Here is an 18,026-nt window from a genome sequence, read left to right as displayed (position 1 = left end):
ATTTTATCTTATTAGGTCATCAAAATCTATCACATCCCAGAAAGACACAATTTCAGTATTTTCTTTAACGGAGTTTTCCAATAATGATTTCTTAATCTCATTTGCTAAGTGTCTGGCGTCCTTATCTACTTCTGCTGCAATTCTCGAGTCATCCCAAGAAGTGTTGTCAGCTTTATATTTTGCCCATTGTTCGTCAAAATATACTCCTATTTCATCTGTGTATTTAGGATGGTTGCTATGAACGCCTCGTTGATTCGCCAAAAGCTTTTTTTCCAACATAATTAGATTTTCTAGGGTTGAAACCCCATTCAAATCTATTTTTTGATGTCCTATTAATTCATACCATTTTCTGAATGATTCTCTTTTTAAGAGATCTACTGGGAATATATGATGTGATTCAAATGCATTAAGTTTACCACTGGCGCTAATTCTATCAAAAAATTCTTTCCAATTTTCACTGGAGTTCTTGGAAAATGTAATCCCATCCACATTAAAAGTATAGTCCTCAATTGCATTTGGTATCTGAGCGTCTCCCAAATCCAATCCCTTAGTGTTATTAGATTGAACATTGCTTGATTTTCTAACTGCATCAGCACTTTTTGGAAAACCAGCATCATCAAGTGCTTTAGCAAGAGTCCCATCGTTTCTTTTTCCCAACCTTATAGCTGTAAGCAGTTCATCTGACAGGCCTGCTCCATCATCAACGAACTCAACAAATTTATCTACTTTGCCATTACTAAGTTCTTCAAGTTTTTTGCCACTGGTATCCAGAGGTACTTTAATTTTATTGACCTGAGACAAAGATTTGATACTAGAATACCTTAAAGCTTTTATACCTCTGTTCCCATATTGTATCGCTTTACCTAAAAGATAGAATTCATCTATTGGAGTAAGTATACCAAGAACGAAAACAAAAGTTTCAAGTTGGGTCCTTATAATTTGATTTGAATTTGACTTAAGTAATATGTAGTAAACCGATGCAGGCATTAAATTTAGACCATCATCAAAATCATAGGTAGATTGGTCACCGATGAACTTAACGGCTATAAAATCGCTATAAGAGAAACTATATTTTTTATTTTCTGTTTGGCATGTTGGCAGACTTGAACCCGCTATTAAAGGGTTGTAGTCTCCATATTGAATATTAAATACGTGAGTTTCATCAAAGTTGAACTTGTTGCTCCCTTTAGAAGCGCTAATTCTCCATGTGCACATTTCTGGGCTATTAGCCCCGTAGAAATAGAGTTTTTTGCCAGCATCAAGATTGTTGTAAAGAGAATTTCGGGCAGCATCTGAATATGCTCTGTCAAATAAGGAAAATATTTCTTTACCTAGTCTTACAAAGTTATTCTCATTACCCGAGGTATCATCCAAACTTCCCATTAGATCTTCTAACAAAGCATTGTCGGCATTTATTTTATCAAAAAGTTCTTTCGATTTATTTCCAGGGGGAGTTGTAGCAATAATATCAAGAATTAAATCTTCTTGCTCTTCATCAATCCACCAATTCGTCCAACCTACCTTTAACAGACTCTTTAACAACTTGTATTTTGTGTCACTGCTCAATAGCTCCGTTCCACAAGAAGCAATTTTTTTAAGATTGTTAATGTCATCACTTGAAAGCATTTGATTTGACTCTACTTTCTGCTTTATATTATCATTCCATATTGTGTTGAAGTCTTTTTCAATATCGGCCGAAGTAGGAAATAAGTAATCTATTAAATGTTCAAATGGAGTTATGTTGTTATTAAAGGTATAAACTGGTACAGGAACATCTATTTTAAAGTTTCCAAATATAATATCTCCTTTATTTGGGTCAATAATAGCATTTCGAATATTTGTAATTGTAGCTGCGCCACTCGTTGAGGTAAACCAACCGGAGGTAATTTTTTCTCCATTAATATCCGATCTGCGAATAGGTAGACCATAGTTGAATGTAATTACTTGTTTGTTATATCCCGTTATGTATTTCTCGGGCATTTCAATTGAATTTATACCTGAGGCATAAGCACATCGAATTTGTTGCAGGAGTTTTTCAAAATATTCAGAATTACTATACTCCCCATCCTCATCGGTCTGAAACAGATACAACTTCAGGCCTTCATCACTCATATGTGCCCAGTTAGAGTAAGAGAGCTGCTCCCCACCCCCATAATCCATGAGCCAATCAGTGCCTTCACCACTGGTGTCTTCGTCGTTTTCAAATGGGTGTGGTAGGCCAAAAATACCATGCCCTAGTTCGTGCATGGCCGTTAAGTTTAGCGTTGCTTTATTTTCAATGCCACTGCCTTTATGTGCTTCGAAAACATAACCCCATTGCCTACCTTTAGGCATAAAACCATTGATTCCTTTAGTATTAGGTATATCCTCAGGGAGGACAAAAAGGTGGTAGGCACGACGGTTCCAATTTGGATTGTCGTCTTTATAAGCTTGGGTAATATTTTTAAATTCATCAGGGTAATTGGAGGCTATGCCACTACCGTCATAATCAAGTGAATTATTGGCTGTTTTTGTATCCCATTGTTCTGTGGTAACTGAAAGTTGCTTGCGTATAATATTAAAACTGGCTCCGGCAGTTTTAAAAAGGGGATCTAATTTTTGATCTATATTGGAGAGTGCATCTGCATTATTTACTTGTACGATGACCACATCAACTTTATCATGCTGTTTTATATGATGAATAAAGAAGCTAGCTGCTATTTTGTATTTGCCATCTTTAGCTTTGTAGGTTACAATGGCTTCATCAGAATGATAGCTATTGTTTCCGTTTAGGGTTAGAGTGAAAGAATTGTTATTTCTAGTGGTTGGTATTAGGGTACCTTTAACCGTTTTGAATATGAGGCTGTCGAGCTGAATGTCTGGGTTTGTAGTCTGAACATTCGCAATTAGGTTATCGCTTTTTCCTGCAACCACTGCTTTATGAACGGGGTAGTAATCTCCTCCATTGGGAAGAGAAACTTTAGGGTAGTTTGCTTTTTCAAAATCACTTGTAGCTTCATCAAAACCATAGGTCGAAGTTGAGGCATCGAAAGTTACGGTGATATCTGTAGCGGTTATTTGTTGTACAGAAGGGTCGGCTGCAGTACCAGAACCACCTGAAATACCAGAAGTATTATCTGCGGTAGCCTCACCACCTGGGGCACCTTTATCACCTTCAGTAATGTTACCATCTTTATCAATGTTGAAGGTGTTGCCTTTGCTATCTGTAATTACATAACTATCACCTTCATCGTAGTCATTAGTTGTTGTTTCTCCATTGGGTCCTGTGATAACTATTTTACCATTTTCAATTTTAATATTATCCGTAGAAGGAACCTCAAAGTCAACTTTTATGGGGACATTTTGGTCACCACCAGTAAATTCATCTAAAATATCGTCCGCGACATCTATAACAACATCGACATCAAGAATGTTTTTCCAGTCGGGGTCGTAAACCGTTATGACAGAGCCTTCGGCCATATCTCGATCGGTATTGATCAAAATATTGGTAAACTCAACAGCGACTTTGATGTTTTCAAGATAAGGCAGCGATACATAACCTTTACCAGTAAACTTTCCGTTAGAACCGCTGACTTCTAGAATTTTTACAGGAAAATCTCCGGCAACAAAAGTTTCGCCAGTAGCAATACTAGCTAAAGGCTCCATATTCGTTAAGTTGATATCAGGAGAAACTCCACAATCAAGAACGCTCTCTTCTTCAAACTCTAATGCCGTGGTAAACTCTTTGGTAAAGCTCCAATCACTTTGAGCAACGCCACAGTTTTTACTGAGTTGGTATTCGTAGGTGGTGCCGGCTTTGAGTTCCCAAATCGTAAGTTCATTACCCGTAGTTTTGGCTAGAAACCACTCAGCATCTTGTACATTTTTTTGACGATAGCGTACTGTATACTCAGGTATTTCCGTAGAAAAATCATCCCAGAAAATGTTCGCATTGGTACTTCCTTTTACTTCATGGTTAACTGCTGCCGGAAGCTCACAAGAGGCGGCATAACTAAAAGAATAGATTTCACTGTAGCCCTCATTTTTAAAGAGTCCAATTTCTTCGGTCCCTTGTTTGGCTTTTGCCTGAACGCGCCAAGCGTATTTTTTTCCAGATAGTAAGAGTGGGTCTGATGGCCCATATACATATGTCGTGGCTGTGGTCGTTGTTTGAAAAACAGGGGGAGAACTTAAAAAGGCTTGCTGTGGATCTACTTGGTTGTCCCAAATTTCAACCATGCTCAATTCGTATTCTACATTGCTGACGTTGATGCTACGCGGTGTCCATTGAAAGACGATGTACTGTGGGTTGATTTCATCAACATTTTCTTTATTTCTGGGTAGTACCAAAAAGGGAGGCTCATTTTGAAAGACTACACTAACGGCACAATTTTTATTAGAGAGGCGACTGCCCGTCAATACATCGTATACTTCAACACAGAATTGATAAGCACCTTCGGGAATGGCACTTCCATACTGATTGGCATTGATGCCTGTTATATTGTTAAACTCAAAATAAGGGGCTAATTCGGCATTGGTTAATATCAAAGGAATTCCCCCTTCTAAAAACAAAGGACTCGCCCCCACTACAAGATCGTTGCTTTGGAAGGACAGTCCGCTTCCGGTGAAATAGGTTTTTAGGCGAATTTCACGATTGGCGATTTCAAAATCATTTAAGATAATCTGCACACGTAAAGGGCTCGTAACAGTGCTAGCATCTGCGTAGTTTGAAATATAGATTGGTGCAGGTGGTAAAGCTTGCGGAATTACTTGTACGGGGAAGGTTTGGGCTGTTGAAAGTACGGAGTACAAAGTACAAAGTACGAATAGACCTCTCCCTAGCCCTTCCCGAAGGGAAGGGAATTTATTCTTCTTTTTAAAAGAAAAAATTCCAATTAAAAATTGTAAAAATCTATCCATCCAATATTTCGTACTTCGTACTTTTTACCTCGTACTTAGATTTAGTTCTTATTAATATACCGCAACTCCAAATTATCTGGGTCGGTAATGCTCAGTGACTTCTTATAGTAGTAATCGATGATTTCCTTTTCTAAAAAGTACTCTAATTCGTCTAAATCACCTGTTTTATCGTACATCTCGTATGATTTTATCGACATACTGTCTCTAAAGTCCTTTAAATAACCACTAGGGTTTTCAATATCTTCAACGGTATTGTATTTGGCAAACTTGATTTCAAGCCAACGATGACCGGCTAGTTTTTCGGCTCGATCAGTATGTTCGGCTATAATTTTGTCGAATTGCGGCTTTAAAATTTTATCAGTATCCGTATAGTTTTCTACCGGTTTTTTATAGAGAGGATGCTTATCTACAATCTCTTTGGTCTCTATGTAGAGTTTTTCTAATATAAAATCAATTCGTTTGATGTCGTCACGAATACGATCAATTACGTCAAAAAGCGCTTGGTTGTAAAGATCTTGAAAATCGCCATACTCATATAATTCTGCAAGAAAATTCAGAGCACTTTCTTGGTATTTATTCTCTTTTTCCTGCTCTTTGGTTATCGCTAAAAGAATAGTCAGTTCATCTTTCTTAAACTGTGGAATAGCTGCAAATTGCCCACTTTCAAAGACGTTGGTCAATTGTTCACTGACTTCCGACAGTGTTCCGCTGTAAGATACATTGCGATATCTAAAGCTGACTGAAGCTTCTCGATTGCGAGGTGTTCGCTCATTCGGTACACGCTGACCCTTTTTGAGGTTTAGCTTGAAATTGTCGAAGGCATAGCTGTATCCAAATGTTATGGTCAGATCACGGCCTGTGTTTAAAGTAGAATTTCGAAATAGCATCAAGAAATTCAAATTGAGATTATGCTTTTCCAACCATACATAGCTACTGCCCAATCGAAAGTTCAGAACGTCACCTTGCTGTTCTCCATTGGTGAATGAGGTGTTATACGAACTTGAAAAATTGGTGCGTAATTGCTTGTCAAAAAATTGTTTTCCGATGGATAGGGTAGGGCCCAAAGTCATATTATCATCTTCAGCGACCGTATTGTAAGATACGTTTGCTGCTAAAGAAATATTTAATGCCCGTTCAGGATATCCGATAGTATAACCCGCAACACCATTATAAAATTGGTTTTCACCGCCTTCAATCGTTTCCCCTTCTTGCTGATTGGTAGAGTTTTGATACACCAAATTCAAATTCGTAGTTTGTTGTTGGGTTTCCGTTTTCTTGACGATAAAGTTCGCGCCCAAATTGGCATTTTGTGAAATTTGACGATAGTTAAGCGTATCTACATTATCGAAATCGCCCACTTGATTGATATAATCAAACTGGTCACGAATGTTGGTAAAGGACTGAAAATTGGAATACGACCCATTCAAACTCAAACGCTCAGAAGCGCTATAATTGGCATTCACAGCACTTACAATTCGCTGTTGGTCTGATGACTTAGCATTATCTAAATTGTCTTGCTGTAAACCTGCATTTACACTTAGGCTTAATTTGTTTTCGAACAACGATTGACTAGCATTTACAGTAATGTTTTCCAAATCATTATTGAAAAAGTAGGCTCCTAAGGTTTTATAATCAGGGTCAATACGTTCGTAGCCTGCGCCAATCGTTCCATTACCTGCGGGATAGCTGAATGAAGCATTCAACGCATTGTAGTAGTTGGTGCTAATATTTTCATCCAATAAAAAGGATAGAATACCATTGGTTTCTCGAGCATCTGTCAGCTGTGTATCTTCCGTGACTCCTGAAATGGCGTATTCTACACGAATTTGTGCTTTATCAAAAAGTCGAAATTCTGATTCAAAAGAGACGACTGCATTGTCTTTTGGTGAAAGACCTAATTCAACCGGAAATGGATTATCCAAAGAATTGATATCATCCGAAGCCTTAAAAAGAATCAAGCCCAACTTCATAAAATCAAAATCGTAGGCTGTTTTTAGTCCGTAGCCTTTTCTGTTGTATGCGGTAATCGCTCTTGGTTCTTCTTCATTATATTCTGTAGCGCGAAGTAGACGCCCGTACATAGCGCTTATTTGGAATCTTCCTTCAGGATTCAAATCAAAACCACCACCTGTAAATTGATGCCCAGCCAAGGTGTAAGGTGAAAAGGTCATATTCACATCACCAATATGTGCCGTCGCCCATTTATATGATGGATGCAAACTCAAACGATTAAACTTAAACGGATTCTGAAAATTGAAATCTTGATTTGAGTAGGTGAATGACAATGGAATATTGTATAACCCCGCAATATTGAAGTTTAAGTTTCCCGTTAAAAAGTAAGTTAAATCTTGTCTGTTCGCAGTGCCATCGTAGTAAACAGCATTTGCCGCAACTCCGCCATTATAGCGTAGCCATTTCTCTTTGCCCAATTGGTCAAAGTTGATACTTTGGGATATGCCAAGAGTGCAAAATAGCATGAAGGGGACAATTAGTTTGGACAATTGTGTTTGGTTGATTGAACTGGTTTTGACTTTTTGTTTGGAACCGAGAATTTCGGCTTTTGTGACCTAATGAAGTTGTTTTTTATCGGCATAGCCTTAGCTACGGTAATCAAAAATGACAAAATTAGGGTGCAAAATGTGAAGTTTGCAGGTAAAAGAAAAAGTCAAAACCAGTTCACTATCTTAAAATTAAGTTAAAAGGCCGATTAAATATAAACTTTTCGATGAACTGCACACTTATTTTTGTTGTCAGTGCCTTTCTAAAACTTGTAAACAGAAGTAATCTTGTTGTGTAATTTATTTCCCACCTGCATTTAGCTAAGTTTTTACATTTTTATACTCATTTGTGATGAGTCTTATTTCCTTTTTTTTCTTCGGATGGTTTATCTTTAGCCCATGGCCAAATTCCCGAAAAAACTACAACAAAAATTACAAGAACGAAAAGAAAACAACGCGCTTCGGAGTTTACCTTTTGAAGAAAATCTAGTTGATTTTTCTAGTAATGATTATCTAGGCTTTGCAAACAATGAGACGATTTATGCCAATACTTTTCAACTTAGTCTAAAAAAAAATATTTCTCAAAACGGAGCAACTGGGTCTCGGCTTTTATCTGGTAATCACAATTTATATGCAGAACTCGAAAGGCAGCTAACGAAATTTCATAAGACAGAAAGTGCCTTAGTTTTCAATTCAGGTTATGATGCCAATATTGGTTTCTTTAGTGCGGTACCACAGCGTGGTGATGTTGTATTCTACGATGAATACATTCATGCCAGCATTCGTGATGGTATCAAAATGGGAAATGCGAAAAGCTACAAGTTCAAACACAACGATTTAGGAGATTTAAAATCAAAGTGTCAGGCTGAGCGCTCCCGAAACCCAAATGAAACAGAAATTTACATTGTAACCGAATCCGTGTTTTCAATGGATGGTGATTCTCCAGACTTAAAAAAGTTTGCTGATTTTTGTGCTTCTGAAGGATTCCATTTCATAGTTGATGAGGCACATGCGATTGGGGTATTAGGGAAAAATGGGAAAGGAATTGTTCAAGATTTGGGTTTAGAAAAACAAATCTTAGCACGTATCATTACCTTCGGAAAAGCTTTGGGTTGCCATGGCGCTGCCATCTTAGGAGGTGAGCAGTTGAAACATTACCTGGTGAATTTCGCAAGGAGTTTTATCTACACTACAGGACTTCCACCACATTCGGTTGCTACCATTTTGTCATCATATGCCTATCTAGAAATTCCAGATGTAGAGGATCAAGGGAAATACCTTCGAGACAATATTTCGCTTTTTAGAAGCAAAATACAATCACTTGAAATTGCGAAGTATTTTGTGCCAAGCGATTCCGCGATTCATTGTTGTATGATTTCAGGAAACGATAAAGTGAAGTCCGTTTCAAAAAAACTAAACGATAAAGGTTTTGATGTAAAAGCAATTCTCTCGCCAACAGTTCCTGAAGGTGAAGAACGGCTGCGATTTTGTTTGCATAGTTTTAATAGTCCCGATGAAATCGGACTAGTACTTCAGTTGCTTAAAAGTTATCTTTGAGAACTATGGAAGAGAAGTTTTATATGATTGGTGCTTTTGAATTTGTAGCAGACGTGCAAATCATAAAAGGTAAATTGGAAGCAGAAGGTATTCCTGTTTTTCTTCGAGATGAGAATACTTTAAATTCTGACCCTTTAATTAGCAATGCTATTGGAGGAGTGAAGCTGCAAGTATATACAAAAGATAAAGATCGTGCTCTTGAAATTTATAATGAAATACGGGCGTACGCCTTAGATGGTGATGGTAACCCTATCGTTTGTCCAAATTGCAAGGCAACAAAGTCAGAAGCATATTATGAACGTAAAAGTATATTTCATAGACTCTTTCCATTTTTTGAAAAGAGGAAATACAAGTGTCTCAACTGCGGAATAATTACCAAACCTGAGTAAAATGCAACAAATTTTCGTTACCGGAATATCCACTGAAGTAGTAAAAACAATTGCCTCAGCAAGTATCACCGAAGCATTATAAGCCGACTATTAAAAACGTGTTCAAGCAGGTGATTTAGATAATTTGGATAGCCATAAAGTGGTAGATATTGATGGTATTCGGATTAATGCTCAAAAAATAGTTGCTTCCAAAACGGATAACCATTTGGTCATTGAGGGAGCTGAACGATTACGTTTTTGTATGCATAGTTTTAATACTAAACCCTGAATAATTAATTTGCTATCTTTAGTTTCATAGTTTCTAAATAATCCAGCCCATTAATAGAGTAATTGCATATAACCAGAAATGGAAATCTACCTTACATATAGGGTTAATCATGGGGGTAAGTATAAGTCTAATTCTTATTTTCCTGCAGCCTTTTAATACCGATAAGTCCACTATTTCTTATAAAAACCTAAGATTGGCGGGCTATGCCTTGGCAATTTTGATTCCCATACTTGCACTACATCCATTGGAGAACTACATCTATAAAGTTCAAAAACGACGTTGGTATCCCATTAATGAAATCTTGTATACTTTACTGAGTTTGTTCGTAATGCTCAGTGTAAGTTATCTCTATAAATGGGTGGCGATGGATGGTATGCAAGGATTGAGTTTGAATAGATGGAAAGGGTTTATGAGTTATGCTGGAATACCATTCATTCCCATTTTGGGTCCCTTATGGATCTATTTTAGAATACGCTTAGGGACGATTCAATTAGCAACAAGTGATGAAGAAGATGATAAGCAGATTGTGCTGCGTGGAACCAATAAATATGATGAATTAATACTCGAAGCAGACAGTTTTGTGTATGCACGGGCACAACAAAATTATGTAATCATTGTATTTGTACAAGATGATATCGTTAAGGAGGAAATGCTAAGAGCAACACTTACGATAATACAAAAACAATTGCCTCATGCACATCAAGTACATCGATCATATCTTGTGAATCTAAAATTTCTAGAAGGAGTTAAGGGTAATTCACGTAAAAGAGAAATGGTATTTACGCTTCCTTTAGAACCTATTCCTATTTCTCAAAAATACTTTGAAGCATTGAGAAATAAGCTTTTAGACTCATCCCAGAAAAAACAAAATCGTCCCAAGGTTTACAATTTGAGCACAAAAATTACAAACTAATCACAATCTTTTTTTTCATTTTACAGAATAGTTTCTATTTGTTTTTCATCAACAAATAAAAACTTTATGAAACAACGAATTTTAATCCTTGTAGCGTGTACAATTTTGAGCGCAGGAAACGCACAGAACGAAGCAAAAAAACACAAAAAACTATTCAATACTTTAATAGAAACAACACACAAAAATATCTGCAATCCGGCATTTTTAGAAACCAAAGATTGGGAGGAATTTGAATCTCAAATTAAAGCTTTGGCAGAGCAGAAATTAAGTGACCGTGATTTTGCAAAAGCTTTTAATAACGCTTCGGACAAACTACCTTTTAGCCATTATTATCTTAAACACACAGGAAGCTCCAAAAAAGAAAATAGAAACACCAAGACCAATGAAATACCTCCGTTTGAATTGGTGCCAATTGATAATACCACAGCCGTTTTATTTATACGATCCTTTGATTCAAATACAGAATTGATGATCAATATTGTACAGCAAATTGCACAAAATGGATATAAAAACCTAATCATTGATTTGCGCAATAATCAGGGCGGAAGTTTGGATGCGGCGGTAGTATTAGGTCGCTTTTTAACGGCAGAAATAATTGATGCAGGCGCCTATATTGGTCGATCCTGGTTTGAAGAAAAACAGAGATACCCTTCTCTGGATGAAATTAATAGTTTTCCATACCTCAAGGAGATGACTTATCAAGGATTTCAGGAGGCATCACAAAATCCAGCATTTAGAATGGTCTTACCTCCTCATAATAACTCAACGTATTCTGGAAAAGTATATGTACTGACCAGTAAGAAAACTGCAAGCGCTTGTGAGCCTTTGGTATATTTATTAAAGAACCAAAAAGTAGTAACCATCGTGGGCGAACCCACGGCAGGTGAAATGATGAGCGGTATGGATTTTAAATTAGATGATCAATTAACAATTTTCCTTCCAGTACTGGACTATATAACTGCAGCAGGTACTAGATTGGATCGTGTGGGAGTGCAACCTACAATAGAGGTTTTGGCAGATAAAGCACTGACTACTGTGCTTCAGTCTATAGAATAGTAAGTTTATCATGTAAATAAGGAACAGTCTTCAATCAGGTATTAGAGACTGTTTCCTATTTTTGTAAAATGGCAAATACTTATTTCATCACAGGTATTTCTACAGAAGTAGGAAAAACAATTGCCTCCGCAATTATAACCGAAGCGCTTGAATCTGATTATTGGAAACCCATTCAAGCTGGTGATTTAGATAACTCAGACAGCCATAAAGTATCTCGTTTAATTTCGAATCTGAAGACAAAAATTCACAAAAGTAGTTACGAACTTCAGACACCTATGAGTCCGCATGCGGCTGCTGATATTGATGGAATTCAGATTGATACTCAAAAAATAGTTGCTCCCAAAACCGAAAATCATTTGGTTATTGAAGGTGCGGGTGGATTATTGGTTCCTTTGAATGAAGAGGATACTATTTTAGATATAATATCACCACGTTATAAGGTCATAGTGGTCTCCCGACATTATTTAGGCAGCATTAATCACACGCTTTTAACAGTAGGTTGGCTAAAGCAGAAAGGTTATAGTGTATCACTTTTATTTAGCGGAAATGAACACCCAACAACCGAGCAAATTATTCTGCATAAAACGGGAGTCCCGTTAATCGGCAGAATTGATGAGGAAGCAGAATTCAACAAAGATGTAATTAAAAAATACGCCAATAAGTTTCGAAATACACTACAATCACTTTAAGCGTATAAATATTTCTGCTTCGTCAACTACAGTATGAAGTTTATAGTTATTCGGAATGTATTTTTCTAGATATGCGTTTGCCTCAACTTGTTGCTCGTCAAATATGAGTCGATCTTTTCTGGTCACTATGGTCTCTGGTTGTAGCGTCTCCATGATATAGCGTAACTCTTCCATAGAAGTGCTTCTAGGATTATCGTATGCCGCAAACATTTCAGGCTTACAGATATTACTAGGGTGGGTGGCGGCTTTTGTGGGAGGTTTTTTATTTAATTTCCAATACCCAATATGATATTCTAAAAAGAGAATATTATCCGCATTAATATTGTTTTCAGACAGATATTTAGGAACGGTAATTCCTTCTCCATTGTAAAAGCTTCCACGTTCTATTTTATGTTTGACAATGCGATAATACTCCAAGTAACTTTCTGCTGGAAACAGAAGCAATAATAATAGAAATGCTTTGGGTATTTTTACCTTCCAAGATGTACATAGTTTACCAAAAACGATTCCTACTAAGACGATCAAAATAGGGTAGAGCTGAATCAAATAATGACTATTGATTCTTCCGCCTTTAAAGAAAGCATAAAGCACTCCTAGAATGGCAACCAAAAGAACTTGAATGGAGGCATCTTTGAAATTCAAATACTTGTTTTTCCAAGCCAAAAAGAAAAAGCCTCCAAGCAAAAGAAAAGTTGGCATTAACTTGAATACTGAATAGCGCCTAGCGCCAGAATAATCTAAAGGAGCGATGACCACAGATTTCCACCAAAGTTCTTGAAGCCCTTGAAAATAATAAGGAAGCCATGTAAGTAAAACAATTGTTATAATCCCAATTCCATAGGCTGTAACGCCAAGGATTCCATTTTTAATTTTCCGTTCTCCAATGAAATAATAGATTAAATAAAGACCTACAAATAAGACTACATAGGCAAGATTAAGCTTTACCATTATAGCAATGCCCATTAATAATCCGGCAAGGGCAAGCCAATACCATTCCTTATAACGAATAATAACATAAATGGCCGCAGTTAGAAAGGCGACGCAAATGTGCTCCGACATTACGCCCTGAATACTTCCAAACATACTTTGCAATGCCACGCAAGCTATGGCCGCCCAAAAAGATATTTTTCTAGTAGAAATAGTTGTTCCGATTTGATAAGTAAAGAATGCTGTGGTAGCAACTACTAATGCCCCCACAAAACGGATTGCAAAAAAACTTTTCCCGAAAACGGTTATGATTCCTGCAAAGAACAAAAAGGCCAAGGGAGGTTTAAGATCCCAAAGTTGGGTATACGGCAAATGCCCTTCAACCCATGATTGCGCCATTAAAATAAAAGTGCTTTCATCTCTATCGATATAATCCCTAAAGAAAAAAGGAAAACGAACAAAGAGCGAAATCACAAATAGAATACCGAAAACAGTGCGATATTTTATTTGGTTATAGTTAGGCGTAAGTTTGTCTATAAGGCGGTTGAGCATACTTCATTTTGGGATGAATTCCCCATCTTTGCAAGATAAAGAAACCGCCGTTTAATAAATTCAATGGTAACGAAAAATCTTTCTGAAAGAGACAAAAAATTTATTTGGCATCCACTAACGCAGCATCAAACCGCCGCTGCTCCTATCGGAATTGTAAAAGCCAAAGATGCCCTGTTATGGGATGAGGATGGCAATGAATATATCGATGGTATTGCGTCATGGTATACCTGTATGTATGGGCATTCCAATGACACCATAACAACTGCCATCAAGAATCAAATGCAAAAGTTGGATTTCGTGATGTTCAGTGGTTTTACCCATGAACCTGCTGTGAAATTATCTGAAAACTTATTGCGAATTCTACCTGAAAACCAAGCAAAAATTTTCTTTAATGATAATGGCTCTACGGCCGTGGAAGCTGCAATTAAAATGGCTTTGCAGTACCATCATAATAGAGGAGATAAGCGAGGAACACTTATCGCTTTTGAAGATGGATTTCACGGAGATACTTTTGGTGCCATGAGCGCATCTGGACTCTCATCGTATAACGGTCCGTTTGAAGATTTTTTATTGAAAGTGGAACGTATACCTCCACCTCAAGAAGATACTATTGAAAAGGTTTTAGCACAGTTAGAAAGTATAATTCAGAATACGAATTGTGCTGCTTTTATTTTCGAACCATTGGCCCAAGGAGCTGCGGGAATGAAATTTCACTCGGCTAAAGGACTTGACGTATTGATTAAAAGATGCCAAGAATTAGGTGTTATTTGTATTGCAGACGAGATTATGACTGGGTTTGGTAAAACGGGTAAGAACTTTGCTTCTGATTACCTTGAAAATAATCCTGATATTATTTGCTTGAGCAAGGCACTAACGGCCGGTATGTTTCCTTTGAGTATTACGAGTTGTTCGCAGGCGATTTTTGATGGTTTTTTAAGCGAAGAAGTACATAAAGGTTTTTTTCATGCACATACATTTAGTGCGCATCCGTTGGGTTGTGCTGCTGCATTGGCTAGTATTGAATTGCTTTCTTCTCCTGAAATTATGGAGCGAAGAAGATATATTGAAAATGCTCACAAACAATTTGCAGCAACCATTGAGAAACACCCAAAAGTGAAAGAGGTACGTAGTCTTGGAGTTATACTTGCTGTTGATTTGAATTTGCAAATGGAACGCTATGGCAATTTACGCGATAAATTGTATCAGTTTTTTATGAAGCGAGGCATTATGATACGACCTTTAGGAAACACGGTTTATGTGCTTCCTCCTTATGTGATTACTAATATGCAATTGAGAAAGGTGTATTCTTCAATAGAAGAGGCCTTAGAACATTTCTGATTCCCCTTCTAACAAATCGATACTTTCATTGTCTTTAATTTCCACACGAATCACATTGTAAGTCCAATTATCATCTTCGCCTGTGGCTTCAACGAACAAAGTGCCAGAGCCGTTTGGCCCTGAAATAGGTATTTTCATATCAGCCGATTTCTTACCGTTAGAATATTTATAATTTCCCTGAATCATTCCATCTTTTTCGATTGGAGTACCTAAAACACTAGCTATTTCGGGGTCTTGGTTTATTTTCTCTAAGGCGTACTCATAAGGTTGTGACTCTTCTAAAGCTGAGGTAACACCATAAAAAACAGAGCCTAGAAACACAATAAATAGTACAATTAAGCTAAGGCATCCACCAACGGGTACGACCCATTTCCAATTGCGTTTCCACCAACTCGGGTATTCTACCAGTTCATTATTCATGCTTTCTTGATTTTGTTGCATAAGATGAAGATAAGAACTTTTACTTTTGCCATAAATATCAAATTTGTGATTCAACCCATTTCAATAACGGCATTAAGTTCAATTTCTGCTTTAGGAACAACCAAAGATGAAGTTTGGTCTAATTATCAAAGGCGCGAGCATCTTTTTAAGCAAAAAATGTTTGATGCACATATGGAATGGGTAGCGCAGTTAGATACTGAAGCGGCCAAAGAAATACAGGAACTTCGAAATTCAGATTCCAAATATAAAAAGCTTGATGATTCTGTCTTATTTGCAATCTATGTTTCGAGAAAAGCTATAGAAGAAGCCAAGTGGAGGGCTAGCGATAATTTCGGAATTAACATAGGCTCTTCTCGCGGAGCGACCTCCCTTTTTGAATCATATCATTCCGAATATATTCAAAATAAAAAGTCTTCTACTTTAACATCGCCGACTACCACTTTGGGAAATATTTCTTCGTGGGTAGGTCATGATTTGAATTCTAAAGGGCCTGAAGTATCACATTCCATAACCTGTTCTACCGCGTTACATGCCTTGCTGAACGGAATCGCTTGGCTACAATCTGGAATGGCAGATAAATTCTTAGTAGGCGGAAGTGAAGCCCCTCTAACTCCGTTTACAATTGCTCAAATGAAGGCATTAAAGATTTATGCTCGAATGTCTCCTCTAGCGCAGTCGAAAGACCCCTTAGACGACTATCCCTGTCAAGCCTTAAACCTCGATAAAAAGCAAAATACAATGATCTTAGGTGAAGGTGCATCAGTAGCTTGTTTGGAAAAAGGACTTGCCAAAAATGCTCTGGCTCAAATATTGGGAATTGGTTATGCTACGGAAATTTTAAAGCATAATATTTCTATTTCTTCGGATGCAAAATGCTTTCAACGTTCGATGCAAATGGCTTTAGGAGAAATGAATCCAGAAGAAGTAGACGTAATAGTGATGCATGCGCCAGGAACCATAAAAGGGGATGCCTCAGAGTACAAAGCAGTTCAAAAAATATTTCAAAAGAAACAACCTGTGCTGACTTCCAACAAATGGCAGGTAGGCCATACCTTTGGTGCATCTGGAATGTTGAGTGTTGAACTAGCGGTTCTCATGTTACAGCATCAAGAATTTATAGGAACGCCATTTATTTCTTATGAATCTAAACCAAAAAAGATTCGAAAAGTTATGGTAAATGCCGTAGGTTTTGGAGGGAATGCGGTTAGTATTCTACTTTCCAAATAATAAATTACTGTCCCTTCGAGAGCAGTCGAGGACTAAAAAACATCAATTTCCAATTCATTTTGGACTTTTCTTTCATTGGCTTTTGACTTCGAATAGCTTATTTTTGAACTAGAATTCAAATAGAATATGAGCACAGCAAGACACAACTGGTCAAAAGAAGAAATCCTAGATATTTACAATAAGCCTTTGATGGAATTGCTCTATGAAGCGGCAACAATCCATAGAGAGAATCATGATCCAAACACGGTTCAGGTTTCAACCTTATTGTCAATAAAAACAGGAGGTTGCCCTGAAGATTGTGGGTATTGTCCGCAAGCTGCTCGCTACCATACTGATATTGAAGGCAATGATTTAATGACAGTTTCGCATGTGAAAGCTCAGGCTTTGCGTGCCAAGGCATCTGGAAGTTCTCGAGTTTGCATGGGGGCGGCATGGCGTAATGTGAAAGACGGACCAGAGTTTGATCAAGTTCTTGAGATGGTACGTACGATTAACAAGTTAGACATGGAGGTCTGCTGTACCTTAGGGATGATTACTGAAAATCAAGCAAATCGTTTGGCAGAAGCCGGACTATATGCTTACAACCACAACCTTGATACTTCTGAAGATTATTATAAAGACGTGATTTCAACCAGAGCCTTTGAAGATCGCTTGGAAACCATTGACAATGTTCGCAAAAGTAATGTAACTGTTTGCAGTGGTGGAATTATTGGCATGGGAGAAGCTTTAGAAGATAGAGCGGGAATGTTAGTTGCACTCACTTCTTTAAATCCGCAACCAGAATCGGTTCCAATTAATGCTTTAGTTACTGTAGAAGGCACTCCTATGGAAGATATGGAACCCATCGCCATTTGGGATATGATTCGCATGGTAGCAACCACACGTATTGTAATGCCAGAGACACAAGTACGTCTTTCTGCAGGTCGAACGGAAATGAGCAGAGAAGGACAGGCAATGTGCTTTTTCGCAGGTGCCAATTCTATTTTTGCGGGAGATAAATTGTTAACCACACCAAATCCGGATGTTAATCAGGATATGGAAATGTTCAAACTCTTAGGTTTGAATCCGCAAAAACCATTCACCAAAGTATCGCAACCAAAGACTGTAGAAGCAGAAGATTCTCAATTGCAGCCCTTAGGTGAAAAACCAAAATGGACGCGCCCTGGCCATAAAATCGAGCGTAACGAAGAGGCGAAAGCTGCTGCAAAATAAGCGTCTGTTAAGAAATACGTTAGTCTTGCTGAGCTTATCGAAACACTTCTAGCAATGTCT

The 18,026-nt window shown here is 37.5% G+C and carries 12 protein-coding genes and 1 pseudogene; 9 read left to right on the top strand and 4 right to left on the bottom strand.

Annotated features, from left to right (window positions below):
* Positions 1-3 precede the first annotated feature (3 nt).
* Complete coding sequence (locus tag ACKWCD_RS06155; RefSeq protein ID WP_413983069.1) at positions 4-4,899, bottom strand: hypothetical protein; 4,896 nt, start codon at positions 4,897-4,899, stop codon at positions 4-6.
* A 41-nt stretch (positions 4,900-4,940) separates the two neighbouring features.
* Positions 4,941-7,376, bottom strand: coding sequence for a hypothetical protein (locus ACKWCD_RS06150; RefSeq protein ID WP_413983068.1), 2,436 nt, complete (start codon positions 7,374-7,376; stop codon positions 4,941-4,943).
* Between the two features lie 420 nt (positions 7,377-7,796).
* Here ACKWCD_RS06150 and ACKWCD_RS06145 point away from each other — a divergent pair, with 420 nt between their 5' ends.
* The 6 genes and pseudogenes from ACKWCD_RS06145 (at position 7,797) to bioD (ending at position 12,269) form a co-directional block, all read left to right on the top strand.
* Entirely contained in the window at positions 7,797-8,954 is a 1,158-nt protein-coding gene (locus ACKWCD_RS06145) for an aminotransferase class I/II-fold pyridoxal phosphate-dependent enzyme (protein WP_413983067.1), read from the top strand.
* 5 nt (positions 8,955-8,959) lie between these two features.
* Positions 8,960-9,343 carry a putative signal transducing protein gene (locus ACKWCD_RS06140; RefSeq protein ID WP_413983066.1) on the top strand — a complete coding sequence of 128 codons (384 nt, stop codon included), beginning with the start codon at positions 8,960-8,962 and terminating at the stop codon, positions 9,341-9,343.
* Between the two features lies 1 nt (position 9,344).
* Positions 9,345-9,566 (top strand): annotated as a pseudogene (locus tag ACKWCD_RS06135) (AAA family ATPase); the annotation flags it as partial.
* Positions 9,567-9,720: 154 nt separating this feature from the next.
* Positions 9,721-10,524, top strand: coding sequence for a LytTR family DNA-binding domain-containing protein (locus tag ACKWCD_RS06130; protein WP_413983065.1), 804 nt, complete (start codon positions 9,721-9,723; stop codon positions 10,522-10,524).
* 66 nt (positions 10,525-10,590) lie between these two features.
* Positions 10,591-11,580, top strand: coding sequence for a S41 family peptidase (locus tag ACKWCD_RS06125; protein ID WP_413983064.1), 990 nt, complete (start codon positions 10,591-10,593; stop codon positions 11,578-11,580).
* 68 nt (positions 11,581-11,648) lie between these two features.
* Positions 11,649-12,269 (top strand): dethiobiotin synthase, encoded by a 621-nt coding sequence (gene bioD, locus ACKWCD_RS06120; RefSeq protein WP_413983063.1) that lies wholly within the window; start codon positions 11,649-11,651, stop codon positions 12,267-12,269.
* On the opposite strand, the gene ACKWCD_RS06115 is transcribed toward bioD, so the two are convergent.
* Complete coding sequence (locus tag ACKWCD_RS06115) at positions 12,261-13,748, bottom strand: ArnT family glycosyltransferase (protein WP_413983062.1); 1,488 nt, start codon at positions 13,746-13,748, stop codon at positions 12,261-12,263. The two genes, bioD and ACKWCD_RS06115, sit on opposite strands and share 9 nt — an antisense overlap.
* 63 nt (positions 13,749-13,811) lie before the next feature.
* On the opposite strand from ACKWCD_RS06115, the gene bioA reads away from it, so the two are divergent.
* Positions 13,812-15,086, top strand: coding sequence for an adenosylmethionine--8-amino-7-oxononanoate transaminase (gene bioA / locus ACKWCD_RS06110; RefSeq protein WP_413983061.1), 1,275 nt, complete (start codon positions 13,812-13,814; stop codon positions 15,084-15,086).
* Here bioA and ACKWCD_RS06105 read toward each other — a convergent pair.
* Entirely contained in the window at positions 15,072-15,506 is a 435-nt protein-coding gene (locus tag ACKWCD_RS06105) for a cytochrome c oxidase assembly factor Coa1 family protein (protein ID WP_413983060.1), read from the bottom strand. The genes bioA and ACKWCD_RS06105 overlap by 15 nt on opposite strands.
* Before the next feature lie 24 nt (positions 15,507-15,530).
* Here ACKWCD_RS06105 and ACKWCD_RS06100 point away from each other — a divergent pair, with 24 nt between their 5' ends.
* Positions 15,531-16,754 (top strand): beta-ketoacyl synthase N-terminal-like domain-containing protein, encoded by a 1,224-nt coding sequence (locus ACKWCD_RS06100; RefSeq protein ID WP_413983059.1) that lies wholly within the window; start codon positions 15,531-15,533, stop codon positions 16,752-16,754.
* A 126-nt stretch (positions 16,755-16,880) separates the two neighbouring features.
* Positions 16,881-17,966 carry a biotin synthase BioB gene (gene bioB / locus ACKWCD_RS06095; RefSeq protein ID WP_413983058.1) on the top strand — a complete coding sequence of 362 codons (1,086 nt, stop codon included), beginning with the start codon at positions 16,881-16,883 and terminating at the stop codon, positions 17,964-17,966.
* Positions 17,967-18,026 lie beyond the last annotated feature (60 nt).

Source organism: Maribacter taeanensis (assembly GCF_047345145.1).
Lineage (GTDB): Bacteria > Bacteroidota > Bacteroidia > Flavobacteriales > Flavobacteriaceae > Maribacter_C.
Note: the sequence above shows the minus strand (reverse complement) of the source record. Positions and strands in the feature narration are given on the sequence as shown.